Origin of the sequence: Natrialba sp. SSL1, assembly GCF_001861355.1 — an archaeon.
Taxonomy (GTDB): domain Archaea; phylum Halobacteriota; class Halobacteria; order Halobacteriales; family Natrialbaceae; genus Natrialba.
Map to the genome: position 1 here is coordinate 436,610 of NZ_MASN01000030.1, position 18,963 is coordinate 455,572.

The following is an 18,963-nucleotide window of genomic DNA, read 5'->3' on the forward strand; positions in this document are numbered from 1 at the left end:
GCTGACTCTAACTGAGGTCACAACCCATCTCGTCGGCCGGCACCATCGCCTCGTCGGCAGCCACGGTTTCGATCGGGTCGCCCGGCATGATCGGAGCGTCCCAGGTGTCTTCGAACTCCTCGGACGTCGGCACCGGGTAGGCGACGGTCATCTCCGAGGCCGCCTGATTGTTCTCCTCGCGGAACTGATAGCCGTTCTCGCCCTTCGGCGTGTCCGTCACGGTCATACCAGTTAGGGCGTCGACGATCGCATCGGAACTGGCGTCCTCGGCCTCCTCCAGCGCCTGCACCAGCGCGGAGGCGATCGTGAAGGTACCCGCACTGAGGAGGTCCGGAACCTGTTCGTAGGTCTCGACGTTCATGTCGATGTACGCGTCGTTGACCGGGTTGTCGTACTGGTTCCAGTGATATCGCGTCGTGAACGGCCCCAAGCCGGATTCCTCGATGTCTTCCGCGGTGAACTCCTCGCCGAGCGCCTCCACGACCGCCCCGCCCAGCACCTGTGTCGTGACCAGTTCCGCGAAGCCGCCGAAAATCTGTACGTCGTACGCCATCGCCGTGCCGATGAACTGCGGGAGCGTCTGAAACGTGTACACACCACCGACGGCGTCGGCCTCTTCGTCCACGGCTTCGTCCATCATTCCCTCGAACTCGGAGTAGCCAACTTCCGTAAAGCGCGGTTCGAGAATTTCGATGTCATCGGACTGTTCGAGGACGGCCGTGTAGTTCTCCACGCCGCCGCGACCGAACGCGTTGTCCGAGCCAAACAGCTGTACCGTCGAAATATCCATCTCCTCGGCGACGTACCTCGCACCGGACCGCGCGTCCATCGAGGTGTGCTCGCTCGCGCGGAACACGCGTTCGTGGCAGTACTCGTCCGAGACGGTGATATCCCCGTCCGCTGCCGGTCCACAGAGGTACGGGATGTCAGTTTCCGGGACGATCGTGTCGATCACACGGCGTGCGCTGTCGGACGACGTGCCCCCGAACAAGATGTCGACGTCCTCGTCGACGACGAGGTCTTCCGCCACGCGCCGTGCGGTGTCCGGATCGAACGCCGTATCCTCGAGGACGATCTCGAACGTCGGCCCGTCCGCAGGGTCAACCGTGTACTCGCCCGCCGAGAGGGTGTCGACCGGTTCGACGTCGTCGTACTTGTACGCGAGTCCGCAGTAGAATCCCTGTAGCGCTGATTGACCGTAATATTCCAGATCCCCCGACGTCGGTTGGAACGCGCCGATTCGAATCGTCTGCTCGTCCGGGTCGCCGGTACCGTTGTCCTCTTCGGTAACGCAACCCGCGAGCAGCGTCGTTCCGACCGCAGCCGTTGCACCCGAACCCTTGAGAACACTGCGCCTCGTGGTGTGACGTGCCATAACAATGTATGAGGCACTACGAGTACGAAACACATCATGTTCATATGTCAACCTGCGACTCGGCTCCGGAGCAAATCAGGGACTCACCGTCGAACAATGTCGCTGCGTTCGCGGTACATCAGTCCAGCGGGAAACCGAGTGATTCAGGCCGCTTCGTCCTCGTGTCTGCGTTGATACGCGTCGACCACGTCGTACAGCGCGTGGCGGCGCGCTCCGTGCATGACGAAGTGGTCGCCGCCGCCGATCTCGGCGTACTCCTTCTGATCATTCGGGAGCGACAGTTCGTCGTACAGCGCCAGCGCGTCGCCACGACCGGCGACCTGGTCGACCGACCCTCTGACGACGAGCGTCGGGCAGTCAATCTCGCTGGCGTCGTACACCGGATTTCCCTCACAGCCCGCTCGGACATCGGCGAGCGCGCCAGTCTGGGCGAGGTATCCATCACCGTCTGCCAGCCCCTGATTCGATTCGACCTGCGTGTTCCAGACCGCATCGAACAGCGCTTCGTTATCGGGATCCTGTCTCTCCTCGACCTCCTCGCGCCGCTCGACGAAGTAGGCGTCCAGATCCGTCTCCAGTCCGAACCCTTGCATGCCGACTTCGAACTCGTACTCGGGTTTGTAAACCGGCGCACACAGCGTCGCCGAGGCGAGATCGTGATCGTTTTCGGTGAGGTACGTTCCGCCCGTGATCGTCCCCCAGGAGACCCCTACGAAGTGAACCGTCTCGAACCGATCGCTCACGAACTCGACCGCCGCCCGGATATCTCGGGCCGCGTCAGTCGCACGAACCGGCGGCCCGTTCGCTTCGGGTGGTTCCTCGAGTGCTGCTGGGAGGTCACTATCTCCGTACCCGCGAACGTCGAGTGCGAAGGCGGTTCGCTCGTCGGCCGCCGCATGGAGCCACGAGTACGAGTCGTCACCGTCGACTGGTGGAGCGAACAGCGCGCGGGAGCACGTCAACGCGCCGTGTACGAACAGGACGGCAGCGTCGGAACGATCCCCCGATAGCTCCCAGAGATTTAGTGCCGTTCCGTCGTCTGCGGTCACTTCGTGCTGCGTCAATCCCATAGCACGATGGTCGTCCGAGTTATTAATAAAATCCGACGTTAACTCGTAAACGTGTCGCGGCTCTCGCAGCCCTCACGGCCCTCGCAGTCCCCGTGACCCACACAGTGCTCACAACCACAGGCGTCTGAAAACACCACTGTCGACTCGGACGGAAGAGATAATCTGGTCGGCTCGAAAACACGGTGCAACCCGAACATGTACATCGACTTCAGACAGAAACTCATCGCCTCAATTGTCGGCCTTGGATTCGCGATTGTGATTATCTTCTTCGCACCGTGGTGGTTCGCTTTCCTCGCGTTCTGTGCAATGATCCCCTTCTTCGCAAAACTCCTGACCGCCTGAGAGCCGAGACAGTCACATTACGGCGAAAAAGACACCGTAGATCGCCTAATGAACGTTCACACGAGTGTGACGATTTCTGATAACTCCGACGGAGTTCACGCACAGTCGACCGCCAGAACACACCGTCTCAAAACAATATGCCAATATGAATATCGGCCAGCAATAGTCACAATACCCGAACAAAAAACAGAATGTGGAGATACTATTATTTGGTCGACAATCCAAAGCGGCCCATGGAACTCCCTGAGGAACAGATCGTTCAACTGATCGCCGATCCAGAGATTCGTGCGATCCTCTCCTGCCTCGACGACGCACCGGGGACGCTCACCGTCGACGAACTCGCCGAACGACTCGTCGAGCAAGACACGGCGGTCCTCGGTACCGAGGCGTACGACAACGAACGTGAGCGAACGAAATACGCACTCCACCACGGCCAACTCCCGCAACTCGACGAGGCAGAGATACTCGAGTACGATCCCGAGACAACTGTCGTCTCGGTGAGGGAGGATGCGATCGATCCGGACTGGGTTGCGTTCGATCTGATCGATGAGTTTCTCTCGCGGTTCGGGGTCAGACACGGTGGCGATACTGCCGATGTCGGTGTGATCGAGGGGGAGGCGGCGGTCTACGACTACGGTCGGGAACTGGCTGATAAAGCTGAAGAGGAACTCTTCATCATCTATCGGACCGATGATCTCCTCGATGAGGACTGTATTCCACACGCAACGCAGGCGATGGACCGTGGTGTCGAGTTCTGTGTTGGGACCCAGAATCCGGACGTTCGACAGTTCTTCCGCGAACACGCACCGGAGACGACGATCTGGGAACCACAACTCGACTGGATGAACGAGCCCTCTCGCTATCCACGGATTAGCCGCCTCATCGTCGCCGACCGTGACAAGGTGTTGCTTTCGCTGCGAGACAAACCAATGGCGGCCGGCTCGAAAACGGAAACGGCGATGATCGGCGAGGGAAAGACCAATCCGCTCGTCGTGCTCGTCCGCGAATTACTCGGTCCGCGCCTCGATCATCTGGATTACCAGAGCGACCACTTCAGCGGTGAACTGCCGTTTGAACTGTAACGATGACAGACAAACTCCGCTCCGACGGTGGCAATGGTGACGACGGTGAGGGAGAACCGGTACCGGCAGCCACACAGTCGACGTACGAGATTACCGACGGCCGATCACCGAGCGAAACAGTCGTTCGCGGTGTGGCCGCGCTCACGAACACACCCGTGCTGGATCTCGAACCGCTGTACACCGTCATCGATCCGACGCAACTGGACGAACTGTACGAAAAGACGCCCGATGCGGTGCAAGCGGAACTCTCGTTTACGTACAGCGACTGCGCCGTCACCGTTACTCGAACGGCGGTTCACGTTCAAATGACGACAGAGAGCGACACCGAAGAGAGGGATGGAAACAGTGGCTGACGGCCGGTAGAACAGACAGCCGATAGTTTCACAGCAGCGCAGTCGACGTGGAACGACGGGCTGGATAGCACAGCGGCTCACCGTGGTCTCGGTGTGGTCTCGGTCGGTAGTGCGAAAAATGAACGACAGGGAGCACGGACGCTGTGACACGTCCCAGTTCGGTCCCAGTCCTAGAGGTAGTCGATCGCTTCCGGCAGTTCGAGCTTCATGCCCTTTCGCTCGCGGATCTCCATGATCTTCTCACGCTGAAGCGAGTCGGACATGACTTCAAAGCCGGCGTTCTCGGTGTTCCAGGAGGCACGACCCTCGGTTGCGGAGCGAATGTCGCTCGCGAATCCGATCATCTCGCCGACGGGTGCGATACCCTCGACGACCATGAGGTCACCTTCCTGGTACATGTCGTCGACGCGGCCACGACGACCCTGGATCTCGCCGGATGCGGCACCCATGTGGTCGTTTGGCACGTCGATACGGGCGTCCTGCATCGGCTCGAGCAGCTTGATCTTGCCGTGGATCAGCGCGTTGTGAAGCGCGTTACGGGTTGCAGGGATAACCTGTGCCGGACCACGGTGGATGGTGTCCTCGTGGAGACGGGCGTCGTGCAGACGGATGAGCGTCCCCTGGACCGGCTCGTTTGCGAGCGGGCCGTTGTCGAGGGCGTCCTCGAATCCTTCGATGACGAGTTCCATCGTCTCGTTCAGATGCTGGATACCCTTCGTGTCGTCGATGAGGATGTTTGTCCCGTGGATGTGCTCGACGTTCTGGGACGCATCCTTCTCCATGCCGGCGTCCTGCAGGGCTTCACGGCGTTCCTGCTCCGGCATGTCCATCGATGCCTCGCCGAGCTGGATGACCTCGACGAGATCGTCCGTCATCGGTTCGATGGAGATGTAGAAGCGGTTGTGACGGTTCGGCGAAATACCCTCGACTTCCGGGCTTGCCTGCTGTGGCTGCTCGCGGTAGACAACGATCGGTTCACCAGTGATGACCGGAATACCCTGGTTCTTCTCGATACGCTGGGTGATGACTTCGAGGTGGAGCTCACCCTGTCCGGAGATCAGGTGCTCGCCGGTGTCCTCGTTAATCGTAATCTGGATCGTCGGGTCCTCCTTGGAGACCTGGCGCAGCGTCTCGATGAGCTTTGGCAGGTCGTCCATGTTCTGGGCCTCGACGGACTTCGTGATGACGGGCTCGGAGATGTGCTCGATGGACTCGAACGGCGTCATCTCGACCGAGGAGACGGTCGAGCCGGCGATGGCGTCACGCAGACCGGTGACGGCTGCGATGTTACCTGCTGGGACGCGCTCGACTTCCTCGCGCTCGCCACCCATGTAGATACCAACGGACTGGACGCGGTTCTTGCCCGCGGTTCCGGAGACGTACAGCTCCTGACCCTTCTCGAGGGAGCCCGAGAAGACACGACCGGAGGCGATTTCGCCTGCGTGTGGGTCCATTCCGATGTCGGTGACCATGAAGACGACCTCACCGGACTCGTCGACGAGGCGCATCCCCTCTGCGAGTTCGGACTCGTCGTCACCGCGCCAGATGCGCGGGACACGACGTGGCTGTGCGTCGACTGGGTTCGGGAAGTGCTCACAGACCATGTCGAGCACGACGTCCGACAGCGGCGTCCGGTCGTGGAGCTCCTGGCGCTCGTCGTTGCGCTCGAGTTCCATGATGTCGCCGAAGTCCATACCGGTGCGCTGCATCGACGGCATCGAGACGCCCCACTTGTAGAGGGCGGATCCGAAGCCGACGGTGCCGTCTTCGACGGAGACGGTCCAGTCCTCGACGTCGTCCATGTCCTCGGTCATGCCGCGGATGAGTTCGTTGACGTCGCCGATGACGGAGACGAGACGCTGCTGCATCTCCTCGGGACCTTCCTGCAGTTCCGAAATCAGGCGGTCGACCTTGTTGATGAACAGGGTCGGCTTGACGCCCTCGCGGAGTGCCTGGCGCAGGACCGTTTCGGTCTGCGGCATGGCACCCTCGACGGCGTCGACAACGACGAGCGCACCGTCGACGGCACGCATCGCACGCGTCACGTCGCCACCGAAGTCGACGTGGCCCGGCGTGTCGATCAGGTTGATCAGGTGGTTAGTATCCTCGTACTCGTGGGTCATCGAAACGTTCGCTGCGTCGATGGTGATCCCACGTTCCTGTTCGTCTTCTTCCGTGTCCATCGCGAGCTGTTCGCCGGCAGTCTCGTCGGAGATCATGCCCGCACCCGCGAGGAGGTTGTCAGAAAGGGTCGTTTTCCCGTGGTCGACGTGAGCGGCGATGGCGATGTTCCGGATGTTCTCCGGTTCGTCCATCAACCGTTCACACTCTTGGACGATCTTCTTGCGTCGGCCCATATACCCCTCATTACCGCTAGCGGGGTCAAAAGGGTAGTGTTTCGTCGCCGGCAGAATCCGACGCGTATCCCCGTCCGCAGCGGTGAATGTACATTTTGCGTGAGTGAATAACATGCACTAAGCGAGGCGGCTGTGACAGTGGTCGTCCGACTAGTTCACACGAAACAGAAACCGGCGTAAGAGACATACCGCCACAGCCCTTGCTATTCTTGCACATGGACATTCGTATTCAGGGGCCGGGCCCGACCTCCCCATTTCTCAGCGCCCGGGACCTCTTCGAAACCGAACACGATCTCTCCCTCCCGGTCTACGTGCGCCTGCGCGATGATCCAGACGAGCGAACCTGGGCCGGCCACTACGAGGACCGCCACGTCCTCAACATCTCACGACAGGCCGCCTCCAGCGCGATGGCCCGCGAACTCGCCCTCCACGAGTTCGCCCACATGGCCAGATACGAGGAGGACCATCCCTCCCACACCCAGTCCATCGAGGAAGTCCTCTACCTCGCGCTGGCCGGCAAATCAGTCGAACGCCGAAAGCTCTCACACTGTTACCAGATTGCGAACCACATGAAAGACATCTACGCCGACGACATCACGCTCTCGGTCGGCCCCGGCGAGAAACTGCTCTCCTTTCTCGAGTCCAGCCTCGCAACGGCGGTCGCGGACCGACCGGACACCCCATCGCGACCGGGACTCCAGCGACTCTCTGCGAGTGCTGATCCGGACATTACGGCCGTCAACGCCGCATTCGCGCTCGCGCTTGCAGAGCGACACGAGCTCGTCAACCCGGACGAGAGCCATCGCCTCTACGACCTCGCACACGCGGCCGCGATGGACGCACCCGCCGTCGATACGATGGCGTTTCGCCGCCGCTTCCGTGATCTCGGCCGTGAAACCGATGCAAGCACGTACCGGAAAGTGCTCGTCGACGCTACGCGCTCGTACGTCGATTCGAACTCGGCGGCCGCAGACTGAAACGGGACGGCTGCGGTTGCACGCCGATTCCGCCGCACGTTCGACGCTCACATCGATTACTGGCGCTGTCGCGACAGCTCTCGAATAAAGAGTATCGAACGCGAGAGAAGAGAGTCGGTGTCGACGGCCCGAACTCGAGTAGGCCGGGTCGAACGAAACGAAACCGACGTTAGCGGGCAGCCGCCGCGACGCGCTCTTTTTCTTCTTTCTGACTGACTGCGTAGGTCTGGACGTCGTAGTTCGCCGCGCCGGTAAGCTGGGAGGCGATGGCCTCCGGAACCGACGTGGACGACTTGAACGAGTCGTTGTGGACACCTTCGGCGAGGAACTTCAGGGCCTGGTCGACGCGACGCTGTGGCGCGACGTCGACGGCCTTCGGAACGGAGATGCCACCGTACTTCAGGCGGACGGTCTCCTCACGCGGAGCAGCGTTCTCGACAGCCGTGACGAGAATCTGAATCGGGTTCTCCTCGGTGCGCTCGTGGATGAGTTCGAACGCCTCACGGACGAAGTTGAGCGTCTGCTGCTTCTTGCCCGTGTTGTCCTCGGTCTGCATCAAGCGGTTGATGAAGCGCTCGACGATCGAGATCTGGGACTTCTGGAACTGCTTGCTCGCGTGGCGACCGGCGGTGTGTGCGACCGGCGTCACGGAGATGTAGCGTTCGGTCGAGGGGTCCTCGTAGGCGATCTCGTCGATTTCCCACGTACCAAAGAGCTGTGCACCGATGTCTGCGCCGCCGGCTGGGGCGTCCGGGTCTGGTTGGTCTTCTGCAGCCATGATTATCGAACCGGTTTCTCCGCGTTCCCGCGGACGAGCTCTTTCAGCGCGACGCCGTTGACCTTGTCAACCTTGTAGTTGACACCCGAGAGGTCACCCATTGCACGACCCTTCGCCCCACCGATACCGGCGATGGTGACTTCGTCGTGCTCGTCGATGAACGAAATTGCACCGTCACCGGGACAGAACGCGGTGACCTGCTTTCCGTTCTTGATCAGCTGCACTCGGACGCACTTTCGGATCGCCGAGTTTGGCTGCTTTGCTTCGATACCGACCTTCTCCAGGACGATACCGCGTGCCTGTGGTGCTCCCTCGAGTGGGTCAGACTTCTCGCGAAGGCCACGAGCGCGGCGCGCGTAGTCAGAGTCGGACCACCGCTGGTTCTGGCGGTCCTTCTTGAGCTTGCGCGCGGCGTATTTGCCGTTTGCCATAGTACCCGTCGCTATCCGTCGGAGCCACTTAAGCGTCCCTGTTTGGATTCGGCGTTACGCCACGAGAGCGCTCGACGCACCCCGCTCGCCGAATCTGAGGCCGTTTTACGATTTCGAGTTACGGCCAGAGCGTGGCGTAGCGACGCTCGGCGGGCGAGAGGTTTCCGAACGCGGGTGTACCCGATCGCGACAGCGCCGGTCACTGCGGCTTCACCAACAGTGACCGAACACGGATGCACCCAACTGCGTCAGCCCCGATCACTGCGACTCAACCAACAGCGACCGATCGAGGTCTGCAACCGAGGCCTGCCCTGACAGCCCCATCGTCAGATCGAAATCCGCCAGGAAGTTCCGGCAGACCTCGCGAACGCCGTCCTCGCCGTCGATCGCCAGCCCGTAGACGTACGGGCGACCGAGCAACACCATCTCCGCACCGAGTGCCAGCGCCACGACGGCGTCCGCACCACGGCGAATCCCGCTGTCGAACAATACCGGCGCGTCGCCGTACCCCTCCTTCTCGAGGTGGTCGACCACCCGCGGCAGCGCCTCGATCGCGGGCAGCGCGTTGTCCACCTGCCGACCACCGTGCGTCGAGACGATCACGCCGTCCGCACCGGACTCGAGTGCACACCGTGCGTCGTCGGGGTGGACGATCCCCTTGACCAGAATCGGCAGGTCGGTTACGCCGCGGAGCCACTCGAGATCGGTCCACGTGAGCGAGGCATCGCCGAAGACGTCGACGAACTGCATGACTGCAGCGTCCTGGTTCTCTTCGGGTGGTGCGCCGACCAGGTCGCGAAAGACGGGGTCGGTGAAGTAGTTCCCGACGCCCTCGCCGTCGAGGAACGGCAGGTACGCCTGTTCGATGTCGCGTTCGCGCCAGCTAATCACCGGCGTGTCGACGGTGACGACGAGCGCTTCGTACCCTGCCTGTTCAGCGCGCTCGACGAAGCTCCGGGTGAGGTCGCGGTTCGAACTCCAGTAGAGCTGAAACCACGCCGGCCCCTCATCGCTCGCCTCGGCAACGGACTCGAGTGGCTCCGTCGACGCCGAACTCTGAACGAATGGCAGTCCGAGATCGGCTGCGGCGCGTGCCGACCCCAGTTCGCCGTCCTCATGCAGGATCGACTGCACGCCAATGGGTGCCAGCGCGACCGGGGCGGGGTAGCGCTCGCCGAAGAGCGTCACCGAGAGATCGCGATTTTCGACACCCTGGAGCATCCGAGGCACGATTCGCCACGTCGAAAACGCCGCCTGATTCTCCCGGTCGGTTCGTTCTGCACCCGCACTCCCCGCGACGTAGGCGTAGGCGTCGGACTCGAGTGCCTCGCGAGCGGCGGCCTCGAGGTCTTCGAAGCGCGGTGGTATCGAGGGAGTGGTGTCGGCCAACATCCCCTGTGTGTAGACTTCTACCAGCCGTTCGCGGCCGTACGACGGTGTCTGCTCGTCGCTCATGGAGTCCCGTTCACAGTGCGACAGAAAATAGCTTGGCACCGACTCACACGTCGTGTGGGGTATAGGGTGTGGGTCTCCCACGGCGTGTTGACGCGCGGTTAGGTTAGCTGGATATCGTCGATGTCGAAGTGACGCTCTGCGAGTCGGCGTGCGGCGTCGATCGTGCGGCCGTTCGTCCCGATCGCGATGCCGCGGTCGGCGTCTGCAACCTCGACGTACGCGACGGTGTCGTTGTTCTCGCTGATCGTCACGTTGTAGACCGCCGCGGGCGCGAGCGTGTTCGCGACGAACGTCTCCGGGTCGGCCGCGTTCTCGACGAGTCGAACCGACAGGTCGACCCGATCTTCGAAGCGCTGGATCGTCCGTCCCTCGGGACCGATCGCTTCGCCCATCTGGCCGCTTGCAACGACGATGATCAGCCGGTCGGCAGTGCTCTCACCGGCGGAGCCGCCATTGCCGGCACCGGCGTCCTCGCCCTCGTCGGCGGCGTCAGTCCAGCCGCCGTCGAGGATGCAATCGGTCCCATCCGCGCCCGTCACCTCCTCGAACGTCGCGAGGTACTGACGCGCGTCGTCGTCGAGGGTAACCGCCATCGATTAGTCTGCCTGGCCGCCGCTTTCGGGGCTGGTCGACCCCATCCGGAGGTCGACGTCTCCGGTCCCGAGCTTGATCGGTTTCCCGACGATGACGTTCTCCGTGACGCCGTCGAGTTCGTCGATCTCGCCGTGGATCGCCGCGTTCAGCAGGTGGTTAACCGTCACCTCGAACGCTGCGCGTGCGAGGACCGAGTCCTTCGACCCCGAAATACCGTGGCGACCGATCGACTCGATCTCGCCGCGGTTGGTCATCATGTCCGAGACCAGCATCAGGTGGCGCACGTTCACGTCGTCGAGCCCCTGCTCTGCGAGCGTGTTGTTCGTCTCCTCGATGATGGCCTCGCGTGCGGCCTCGATCCCGAGGTTACGGTGGATCTCGTGGATGTTGTTACACGTCGTCCGGGAGGCGTCGACGCCCTCGATCTCGAGGACGTCGCCGAACGCCGATCCCTCGGTGTAGAGGACGAACTGCTCGTCGCCGTCGTCCATCTCCTCTCGGCGGATAACGACGCGAGAGACCTCCTCGATTCCCTTGAACGTGATCTCGCGAAGCTCCTCGACGAGTTGGAGCAGGTCCCGGTAGGACGGCTCCTCAGGCCCGAACTGGATGTCAGTTCCCTGCTGGACCGTGCTCACGCCGAGGTTGTCCTCGATGATCTCGGCGACCTCCTCGGGCGTGATCATACGCTCTTCGAGCGTATCCTGGTTGAGCGAAATCTGGACGCGCATATCCGCAACGTTCGTCGAGACGTCACCCAGCGCGAGGATCTTCGTCGCCTCGATGTTCCAGACGACCTCGTGGGCGCGTTCGCGCTCGGTCGCGTACTCGTCCTCGAGATAGACCGTCATCATCGGTGTGTCCGGAGTTTTTCGGGCGTCGACGAGTTCGATCAGCCGCGGCAGCCCCTGGGTCACGTCGATTTCTGCGACCCCCGCGTAGTGGAACGTGTTCATCGTCAGCTGCGTCCCCGGCTCACCGATCGACTGCGCCGAGACGGTGCCGACGGGGTCGAGCGGTTCGACACGCGTGTCGACGTAGCGGGCTTCGACTGCCTTCGCGAGTTCGTCTGCGTCCTCGACGGTCGCATCCCCGCGGTCCTCGAGCGTCTCGTAGACGTTGTCCTTGAGTCGACGCGGCAGGTCGCTGTCCTCGACGACGGCGATCATGTCGTCATCGACGGCGTAGTCGACCTCAGTCATCGGAGGTCACCTCCTCCGTCTCCTCGACAAAGCGAGTATCGGCGTGCTCGGAGAGGTTCGTCGGCTGTCGTTTCGTACCGAGGAACTCTTCTTTCTCAGCCTCGGAGGCGAACTCCGAGTCGAGCACGCGGTCTGCGATCTGCTCGACGTCGATGTCGTTGTCGTCACCCGAGGAGACCTTCACCGGCGAGGTGCCGTCCTCGCCGAACTCGAACTGGACGATCGTGTCCGAGGTGTCCCGGACGGTGCCGTCGTACTGCGCTTCGAGTTCCGAGAGCGCGTTGATCAAGCGACGCTGCAGGTAACCGGACTTCGAGGTCCGGACTGCCGTGTCGACCAGCCCCTCACGGCCACCCATCGCGTGGAAGAAGAACTCCCGCGGGGTCAGTCCCGACGTGTAGGAGTTCTCGACGAAGCCGTGGGCCTCAGCCGAGAGGTCGTTCGGCTTGTAGTGGCTGAGCGTCCGGTCCTCGTAGCCGCGGTTGATTCGCTCGCCCCGAACTGCCTGTTGACCGACTGCACCGGCCATCTGCGTCAGGTTGAGCATCGACCCACGCGCACCGGAGTTGGCCATGACGACCGCCGGGTTCTCGTCGTCGAAGTGCTCGTCCGCGATGTTACCGGCGTTGTCACGCGCACGCGAGAGCGTCTGCATAATCTTCATCTCGAGTGTCTCGTCGAGCGTCCGGCCCGGGAGGGACTCGAGTTCGTTGTTCTCGTAGGCTTCGATGAGTTCCTCGACGCGGTCGTTCGCGTCCTCGATCGTCTCGTCGATGCGAGACTGCGCTTCGCCCGGGATGGTTTCGTCGTCGATCCCGATCGAGAACCCGAAGTGCATGATGGCGCGCATCGCGAGCGTCGAGACCTCGTTGATGAAGATCCGCGAGCGGGTGTTGCCGTAGATCTTCGTGATGGTGTCGACGATCTCGCCGCCGAACTCGCCGACTTCGTCCTCGGCGATGGTGCCCTCGATGAGCTGGCCGTCTTCAATGACGACAGGCTCGCCGACGGTACCCGTGAACTCGAGGTTGAGGTCGTCTGGCAGGAGTTCGGAGAAGACGTCGTACCCGGTCCAGAACGGCTCGCCCTCGTCGTCGATGCCGCTCGGTTCCGGCAGTTCGTCGATCCGGGTCGCACGGAGCAGGTCGAGCGCCTGCGTCTCGTTGAAGCGCGGGTTGTCGTGGGTCAGGAGGTACATCCCGCTGATGTGGTCCTGAATCGCGCCGATGATGTTCTCACCGAAGCGCGGGGAGAGGATCTGCTCCTGGACGCGCATGAGGACGCGCGCTTCGGCGCGGGCCTCCTCGTTCTGCAGCGCGTGCATGTTCATCTCGTCGCCGTCGAAGTCGGCGTTGTACGGCGGACAGACGACGGTGTTCAGGCGGAACGTCTTGTACGGCATGACCACGACCTCGTGGGCCATGATCGACATCCGGTGGAGCGACGGCTGGCGATTGAAGATGACGATGTCGCCGTCGACCATGTGCCGGTTGACCTCCCAACCTGCCTCGACCTTCTCGGCGAGTGCTTCACAGTTCTTCTCGGTCACCTTCAGCCGACGGCCGTCGGGCCGGCGGACGTAGTTCGCGCCGGGATGGCCCTCCGGACCGTTCGAGACGTAGCGTCGAGCCTCCTCGACGTTTCGATCGGTGACGTTCATCGTCTGGGTCATCTCCTTTGCGACGCGGTCTGGCACACCGACCTCGTTCAGCGAGAGGGTCGGGTCCGGCGAGATGACGGTACGAGCCGAGAAGTTCACACGTTTCCCGGACAGCGAGCCACGGAAGCGACCCTCCTTGCCCTTCAGGCGCTGGGAGAGCGTCTTGAGCGGCCGACCGGAGCGGTGTCGCGCCGGCGGCGTCCCCGAGATTTCGTTGTCCATGAACGTGGTGACGTGGTACTGCAGCAGTTCCCAGAGGTCCTCGATAATCAGCTGTGGGGCACCGGCCTCACGGTTCTCCATGAACCGCTGGTTGATCCGGATAATGTCGACCAGTTTGTGGGTGAGGTCGTCCTCGGAGCGCTGGCCGTTGTCGAGCGTAATCGACGGCCGCGCGGTGACCGGCGGGACCGGAAGGACGGTGAGGATCATCCACTCCGGCCGCGAGCGGTCGGCGTCGATGCCGAGCACTTCGATGTCCTCGTCCGGAATGTTCTCGAACCAGTCCCGGATGTCGCTTGGCATCAGCTTGTTCGTGTCCTCCTCGGTGAGGTCGATGTCGAGTGCCTTCTCGATGGCCTCGCGCTGACTCTCGCGCGGACGGAACGACCCCGAGAGGATCTCGTTGATCCGGGTGAGGTCGATCTCCGTCTCCGCGGCGAGTTCGTCCGGCGAGGTCCGTTCGATGCCGGCTTCCTCGTCGCCCTGCATCGCGCCGGCGATGCGCTGGGAGTACTCGCTGGTGAGGACCTGCTGGACCTCGTAGTAGGTCGTCGGCTTCTCGTGGTCGATGTCGTACTGCACCTCGCCACAGAACGGACAGCGGTCCTTCTTCCGTGCCTGCCGAATTGCCGCCTTCGTCACGTCGTTCAGGTCGCGACCGAGCTTTCGGGACTCCTCGATCTGATCCTGGAACTCCTCGCGCTCGTCCTCGACCAACAGCAGTCGCGAACACTCACGACAGGTGCCACGCAGCAGTCGGCGAATGAGCTTCGTAAAGCCGACGTGGATGACGGGCGCGGCGAGTTCGATGTGGCCAAAGTGGCCGTTACAGGATCCCGAATGCTTCCCGCAGGTCTTGCACTCGAGTCCGGGGTCGATCACGCCGAGACGCGGGTCCATCAGCCCCATGTCGATGGGGAAGCCGTCGTCGTCGTAGGTGTCGGCGGTGATGATCTTCGTCGCGCTCATCTCCCGGTACTCTTCGGGCTCCATGAGCCCGAAGTTGATTGATCCGATGTCTTTTGGTGTACTGTTTCGCATTGTGATCTTAGACGGCGTCTGCCAGTTCCAGTCGCGGCGCGATACCCAGTGCCTTCATCTCGTCGAGCAGGAGCTTGAACGCGTAGCTCATCTCGATCTCGTGGATGTCGGTCTCCTCCTCGCAGTTCGGACAGTAGACACGCCGTTGTTCGACGTTCTCGACGGCGCTCATCCCACACTGGCCACAGACGTTGATGAACTCGCGGTCGGACTCGTCGAGCAGTCGTTCCTTGAGCGTCATCGCAGCACCGTGACCGATGAAGACGTCGCGCTCCATCTCCCCGATACGGAGACCACCCTCGCGGGCGCGACCCTCCGTCGGCTGGCGGGTGAGAACCTGCACCGGCCCGCGCGAACGGGCGTGCAGCTTGTTCGAGACCATGTGGTAGAGCTTCTGGTAGAAAATGATCCCGACGAAGATCTCGGCTTCAATTTTCTCTCCCGTGACGCCGGAGTACATCGTCTCCTTACCTGCGGAGTCGAAGCCGGCCTCCTCGAGGCCGTCACGGAGTGCGGACTCGTCCTCGCCGAGGAACGGCGTCCCGTCGACGCGACGGCCTTCCATCGCACCGAGCTTGCCGCCGATCATCTCGAGAATGTGGCCGACAGTCATGCGCGATGGCAGCGCGTGTGGGTTGAGCACGAGGTCAGGGACGACGCCGTTCTCGGTGAACGGCATGTCCTCCTGCGGTGCGAGGTGGCCAAGAACACCCTTCTGTCCGTGCCGGGACGCGAACTTGTCACCGAGTTCAGGAATCCGTTCGTCGCGCACGGAGACCTTCGAGAGCTTCGAGCCGTCCTCGCCCTCCATGAGCGTGATCGTGTCGACGACGCCGCTCTCTCCCGAGCGCATCGTGACGGAGGTTTCGCGGCGCTTCTGTGGCGAAAGGCCACCCATGTCGTCCGGTTCCTCTAAGAATCGCGGTGGACTCGTCTTACCGAGCAGGACGGAGTTTTCGTCGACCTCCGTCTCGGGGTTGACGAGGCCGTCCTCGTCCAGGTGCGCGTAGGCTTCCTCACCGCGCGCGCCGCGGACGTCCTGGGATGGAATCTCGAAGCGATCCTCCTGACCGCCCGGATACCGTCGCTCCTCGCCCTCGTAGGTGCGGAAGAAGTGCGAGCGAGCGAGCGCGCGTTCGACCGAGGCCTTGTTCATGACGAGTGCGTCCTCGATGTTGAACCCCTCGTAGCTCATCACGGCGACGACGAAGTTCTGTGCCGCAGGACGGTCGTCGTAGCCGATCTGCTCCGTCGTCTGGGTCTTGACCATCGAGAGCTGCGGGTAGTGCAGCAGGTGCTGGCGCGTGTCCGGCCGGATTCGGTAGTTGGCCGACGGCAGCCCCAGCGACTGCTTGATCATCCCTGCACCCATCGTAATCCGCGGCGACGCGTTGTGTTCCGGGTACGGAATCATCCCCGAGCCGATCGAGAAGATCAGCTGCGGGTCGATCTCGAGGTGCGTGTGATCCTCGTTCAGATCGTCCTCCTCGACGGCGACGTAGATGTCCTCTTCCTCTTCGGCGTCGATGAACTCGACGTAGCCGTGGTCGACGAGATCCTCGAACTCGAGATCACCGTCGCGAAGCGCCTCGATTTCCTGCTGGGAGATGCGGGGTTCGCCGTCCTCGACGACGAGCAGCGGGCGGCGAGCGCGGCCCGCGTCGGCGTTGACGATGACTTCACGGGTGCGCTCTTTGACGGAGACGTTGACCATCTCGCTGACGTCACCGATGCGTCGCGCTTCGCGGATCTGTTCGGCTAGCTCGTGTGGATCGGGGTGTGTTCCCACCAGCGACCCGTTGACGTAGACTTTGGCTTCTCGTTGTTGGCTGCTCATTGTAGATCAGTCGTCTGCAGTGGATGTCGATCGTTCGATGCCCTCGAGTCCGGGAATGCCCTCGACCCCCATCGAGGCCAGTTCCCGCTTGAGCGCCTGTTCATCTTCGATGTTCTGGGAGAGCTCCATCGCCTGCGCGAAGTTCTTCACGAGGCCACAGTTTGGTCCCTCGGGCGTTTCCGACGGCCCGATTCGACCCCACTGTGTCGCGTGCAGGTCCCGTGCTTCGAAGTGGGGCTGGCTGCGCGAGAGTGGGCTGCGCAGTCGGCGAAGGTGAGAGAGAACGCCCATGAAATTGGTGCGGTCGACCAGCTGAGAGACACCAGAGCGGCCACCGACCCAGTTGCCCGTCGCGATCGGGTGCTCGAGTCGTTCGGTCAGCACGTCGGAGCGAACGACAGTTGAGACCGAAAGGTTCCGGTTACGCATGTTCGCGCGTTCGAGCTGGTACTTCACGTCACGTGCCAGCTTGTTGAGCGCTGTCCGGAACAGGTCCTTCATCAGGTCGCCCGACACCTTGAGGCGCTTGTTGGCGTAGTGGTCCTTGTCGTCGGAGTCACGCCGTCCCAGCGCGAGTTCGAAACAGGCTTCGGCCATCCGACAGAGATAGTGGGCCTTGTTGATCCGAACGTCCTCCTCCTCGACGCCCTCCTCGTGGAGATGCGGCAGGAGGTAGCGGTCGATGACGTAGTTGGCTCGCTTGAGCTGGTAGTTCTTGCCCTGGCCCGAGGCGACGCGCTTCCCGAGTGCCTCGATGGCCTCTTCCTCGGTCTGGACCTCCGCTTCCTCCAGATTTTCGAGCATATACTTGACGACCTCTGGGTCGTTCGAGACCTTGTGGACGATCTCCTCGTCCGATTCGAGGCCGAGTGCGCGCACGAGCGTCACGAAGTTGATCGAGCCGGAAACCGAGGGGAAAGAGACCTCGAGCAGTCCGTTGCGAGTGCGCTCACAGAGGACGAGCGCGCGGTAGCCACGGCGCTGGGAGAAGGTCTTTGCGACCTGAATCTCGTCGCCGTACTTGGTGTCGTACTCCGCGAGGATCTTGTTCGGTGCGAGGTCCTCGCTGGTCATCAGCACGCGCTCGGAGCCGTTGACGATGAAGTAGCCACCGGGGTCGGCGGGGTCCTCACCGATCTCGATCAGCTCTTCGTCCGAGAAGCCGGCGATGTTACACTTGTCCGAGCCGACCATAATCGGCATCCGGCCGATCTTCGTCTCGGTCGAGTCGACGACGCGTTCGTCGCCCTCCTCGCCCTTGACGATGGACATCTCCATGAAAACCGGCGCAGAGTAGGTGATATTCCGGAGTCGGGCCTCCTGCGGATAGAGCAGTTCCTCGGAGCCGTCTGCCTCGCGAACGCGGGGCGTGACGACGCGAACGTCGCCCAGTTCGACGTGAACTGGCTCCTCGCCTTCCTTGTCACCGATATCCGTATCGATGGTCGCCTTCTCGTCGACGACCTCCTGCATCCCCCGGTTGAGGAAAGCGTTGAAGGAGCGGTAGTGATGTTCTGCGAGCCGTTCTCTCGAGAAGTATTCGCGCGAAATGTCCCGTCGTTTGTCTCGGTCGAGTTCCATTGCCATTTATTCCACCACAAGTCGGTATACGACCGCCTGATCGGTTGTACGTGAGTTTCGGACGATTTTGATGACGTCGCCGACCGCCGCATCGTCCGGCAGCGCGGGGTCGTTGCGTTTGATTTTTGGCAGATCGGTACGGTCGATGTCGTACTCGTCGAGCACCTCCTCGAGTGCGTCCTCCTCGAGGACGGAGTGGTCCGGCACGAGTTCGTGTTGGCTTACGTCTACCATGTATTGGTCTGGTTGGGGTCAGTGATGTGCGTGTGCGCTATTGGGAGAGAAGCGGCTGTCACGAGATACTACAGCGAGGTAGCGGCGGCAGGCATTTAACGGTTACTAACTCGGCTCAGAAGCGTCGCTATCCGGCCGGGCGGGCCTGACCGGTGTGAACGATCACGAGTATGAGTAGCCGATTCTCAGTTAAATCCCTTGTGGGTCGTGTCAATCATCACCACGATTTGGCAGAATGAGGCGGGGTTGTGTGGCGATTCCCCGTACCACAGCGCCCCCAATTGGAAAGCCTTAATACTCTCACCGGGAAACGAAGCATTGCAAGCCCGGGTGGTGTAGTGGCCCATCATACGACCCTGTCACGGTCGTGAC

At 62.1% G+C, this 18,963-nt stretch carries 16 protein-coding genes; 4 read left to right on the top strand and 12 right to left on the bottom strand.

Annotated elements, in window-relative coordinates:
• Positions 1 to 7: 7 nt before the first annotated feature.
• Together BBD46_RS10180 and BBD46_RS10185 are read right to left on the bottom strand one after the other, a co-directional pair.
• Positions 8 to 1,375 (bottom strand): ABC transporter substrate-binding protein, encoded by a 1,368-nt coding sequence (locus BBD46_RS10180; RefSeq protein ID WP_071401580.1) that lies wholly within the window; start codon positions 1,373 to 1,375, stop codon positions 8 to 10.
• Positions 1,376 to 1,518: 143 nt separating this feature from the next.
• Positions 1,519 to 2,445 (bottom strand): alpha/beta hydrolase, encoded by a 927-nt coding sequence (locus tag BBD46_RS10185; protein ID WP_071401581.1) that lies wholly within the window; start codon positions 2,443 to 2,445, stop codon positions 1,519 to 1,521.
• Between the two features lie 195 nt (positions 2,446 to 2,640).
• Here BBD46_RS10185 and BBD46_RS22640 point away from each other — a divergent pair, with 195 nt between their 5' ends.
• The 3 genes from BBD46_RS22640 to BBD46_RS10195 all read left to right on the top strand — a co-directional run bounded on the left by BBD46_RS22640 (position 2,641) and on the right by BBD46_RS10195 (position 4,222).
• Positions 2,641 to 2,787, top strand: coding sequence for a hypothetical protein (locus BBD46_RS22640; protein ID WP_171908185.1), 147 nt, complete (start codon positions 2,641 to 2,643; stop codon positions 2,785 to 2,787).
• Positions 2,788 to 3,020: 233 nt separating this feature from the next.
• The gene (locus tag BBD46_RS10190) at positions 3,021 to 3,869 is read left to right on the top strand and encodes a DUF7344 domain-containing protein (protein WP_071401582.1); all 849 of its coding nucleotides are present in this window, start codon (positions 3,021 to 3,023) and stop codon (positions 3,867 to 3,869) included.
• A 2-nt stretch (positions 3,870 to 3,871) separates the two neighbouring features.
• Positions 3,872 to 4,222, top strand: coding sequence for a HalOD1 output domain-containing protein (locus BBD46_RS10195; protein ID WP_071401583.1), 351 nt, complete (start codon positions 3,872 to 3,874; stop codon positions 4,220 to 4,222).
• A 170-nt stretch (positions 4,223 to 4,392) separates the two neighbouring features.
• On the opposite strand, the gene BBD46_RS10200 is transcribed toward BBD46_RS10195, so the two are convergent.
• Positions 4,393 to 6,579, bottom strand: coding sequence for an elongation factor EF-2 (locus BBD46_RS10200; protein WP_071401584.1), 2,187 nt, complete (start codon positions 6,577 to 6,579; stop codon positions 4,393 to 4,395).
• Positions 6,580 to 6,794: 215 nt separating this feature from the next.
• On the opposite strand from BBD46_RS10200, the gene BBD46_RS10205 reads away from it, so the two are divergent.
• On the top strand, positions 6,795 to 7,556 hold the full coding sequence (locus BBD46_RS10205) for a DUF5781 family protein (protein ID WP_071401585.1): 762 nt from the start codon (positions 6,795 to 6,797) through the stop codon (positions 7,554 to 7,556).
• Positions 7,557 to 7,725: 169 nt separating this feature from the next.
• Here the strand turns inward: BBD46_RS10205 and BBD46_RS10210 are convergent, their stop codons facing one another.
• The 9 genes from BBD46_RS10210 to BBD46_RS10250 all read right to left on the bottom strand — a co-directional run bounded on the left by BBD46_RS10210 (position 7,726) and on the right by BBD46_RS10250 (position 18,591).
• Positions 7,726 to 8,334 (bottom strand): 30S ribosomal protein S7, encoded by a 609-nt coding sequence (locus BBD46_RS10210; protein WP_071401586.1) that lies wholly within the window; start codon positions 8,332 to 8,334, stop codon positions 7,726 to 7,728.
• Between the two features lie 2 nt (positions 8,335 to 8,336).
• Positions 8,337 to 8,765 carry a 30S ribosomal protein S12 gene (locus BBD46_RS10215; RefSeq protein WP_004267302.1) on the bottom strand — a complete coding sequence of 143 codons (429 nt, stop codon included), beginning with the start codon at positions 8,763 to 8,765 and terminating at the stop codon, positions 8,337 to 8,339.
• A 258-nt stretch (positions 8,766 to 9,023) separates the two neighbouring features.
• Entirely contained in the window at positions 9,024 to 10,220 is a 1,197-nt protein-coding gene (locus tag BBD46_RS10220; RefSeq protein ID WP_071401587.1) for a lactate 2-monooxygenase, read from the bottom strand.
• Between the two features lie 98 nt (positions 10,221 to 10,318).
• Entirely contained in the window at positions 10,319 to 10,813 is a 495-nt protein-coding gene (locus BBD46_RS10225) for a NusA-like transcription termination signal-binding factor (protein WP_071401588.1), read from the bottom strand.
• A gap of 3 nt (positions 10,814 to 10,816) precedes the next feature.
• Positions 10,817 to 12,016 carry a DNA-directed RNA polymerase subunit A'' gene (gene rpoA2 / locus BBD46_RS10230; protein ID WP_071401589.1) on the bottom strand — a complete coding sequence of 400 codons (1,200 nt, stop codon included), beginning with the start codon at positions 12,014 to 12,016 and terminating at the stop codon, positions 10,817 to 10,819.
• The gene (locus BBD46_RS10235; protein ID WP_071401590.1) at positions 12,009 to 14,939 is read right to left on the bottom strand and encodes a DNA-directed RNA polymerase subunit A'; all 2,931 of its coding nucleotides are present in this window, start codon (positions 14,937 to 14,939) and stop codon (positions 12,009 to 12,011) included. The genes rpoA2 and BBD46_RS10235 overlap by 8 nt, the downstream gene beginning before the upstream one ends.
• A gap of 7 nt (positions 14,940 to 14,946) precedes the next feature.
• Positions 14,947 to 16,776 carry a DNA-directed RNA polymerase subunit B gene (gene rpoB / locus BBD46_RS10240; protein WP_071401591.1) on the bottom strand — a complete coding sequence of 610 codons (1,830 nt, stop codon included), beginning with the start codon at positions 16,774 to 16,776 and terminating at the stop codon, positions 14,947 to 14,949.
• Positions 16,777 to 16,782: 6 nt separating this feature from the next.
• Complete coding sequence (locus tag BBD46_RS10245; RefSeq protein ID WP_071401592.1) at positions 16,783 to 18,363, bottom strand: DNA-directed RNA polymerase subunit B''; 1,581 nt, start codon at positions 18,361 to 18,363, stop codon at positions 16,783 to 16,785.
• The gene (locus BBD46_RS10250; protein ID WP_004267310.1) at positions 18,364 to 18,591 is read right to left on the bottom strand and encodes a DNA-directed RNA polymerase subunit H; all 228 of its coding nucleotides are present in this window, start codon (positions 18,589 to 18,591) and stop codon (positions 18,364 to 18,366) included. It abuts the gene before it with no gap.
• Positions 18,592 to 18,963 lie beyond the last annotated feature (372 nt).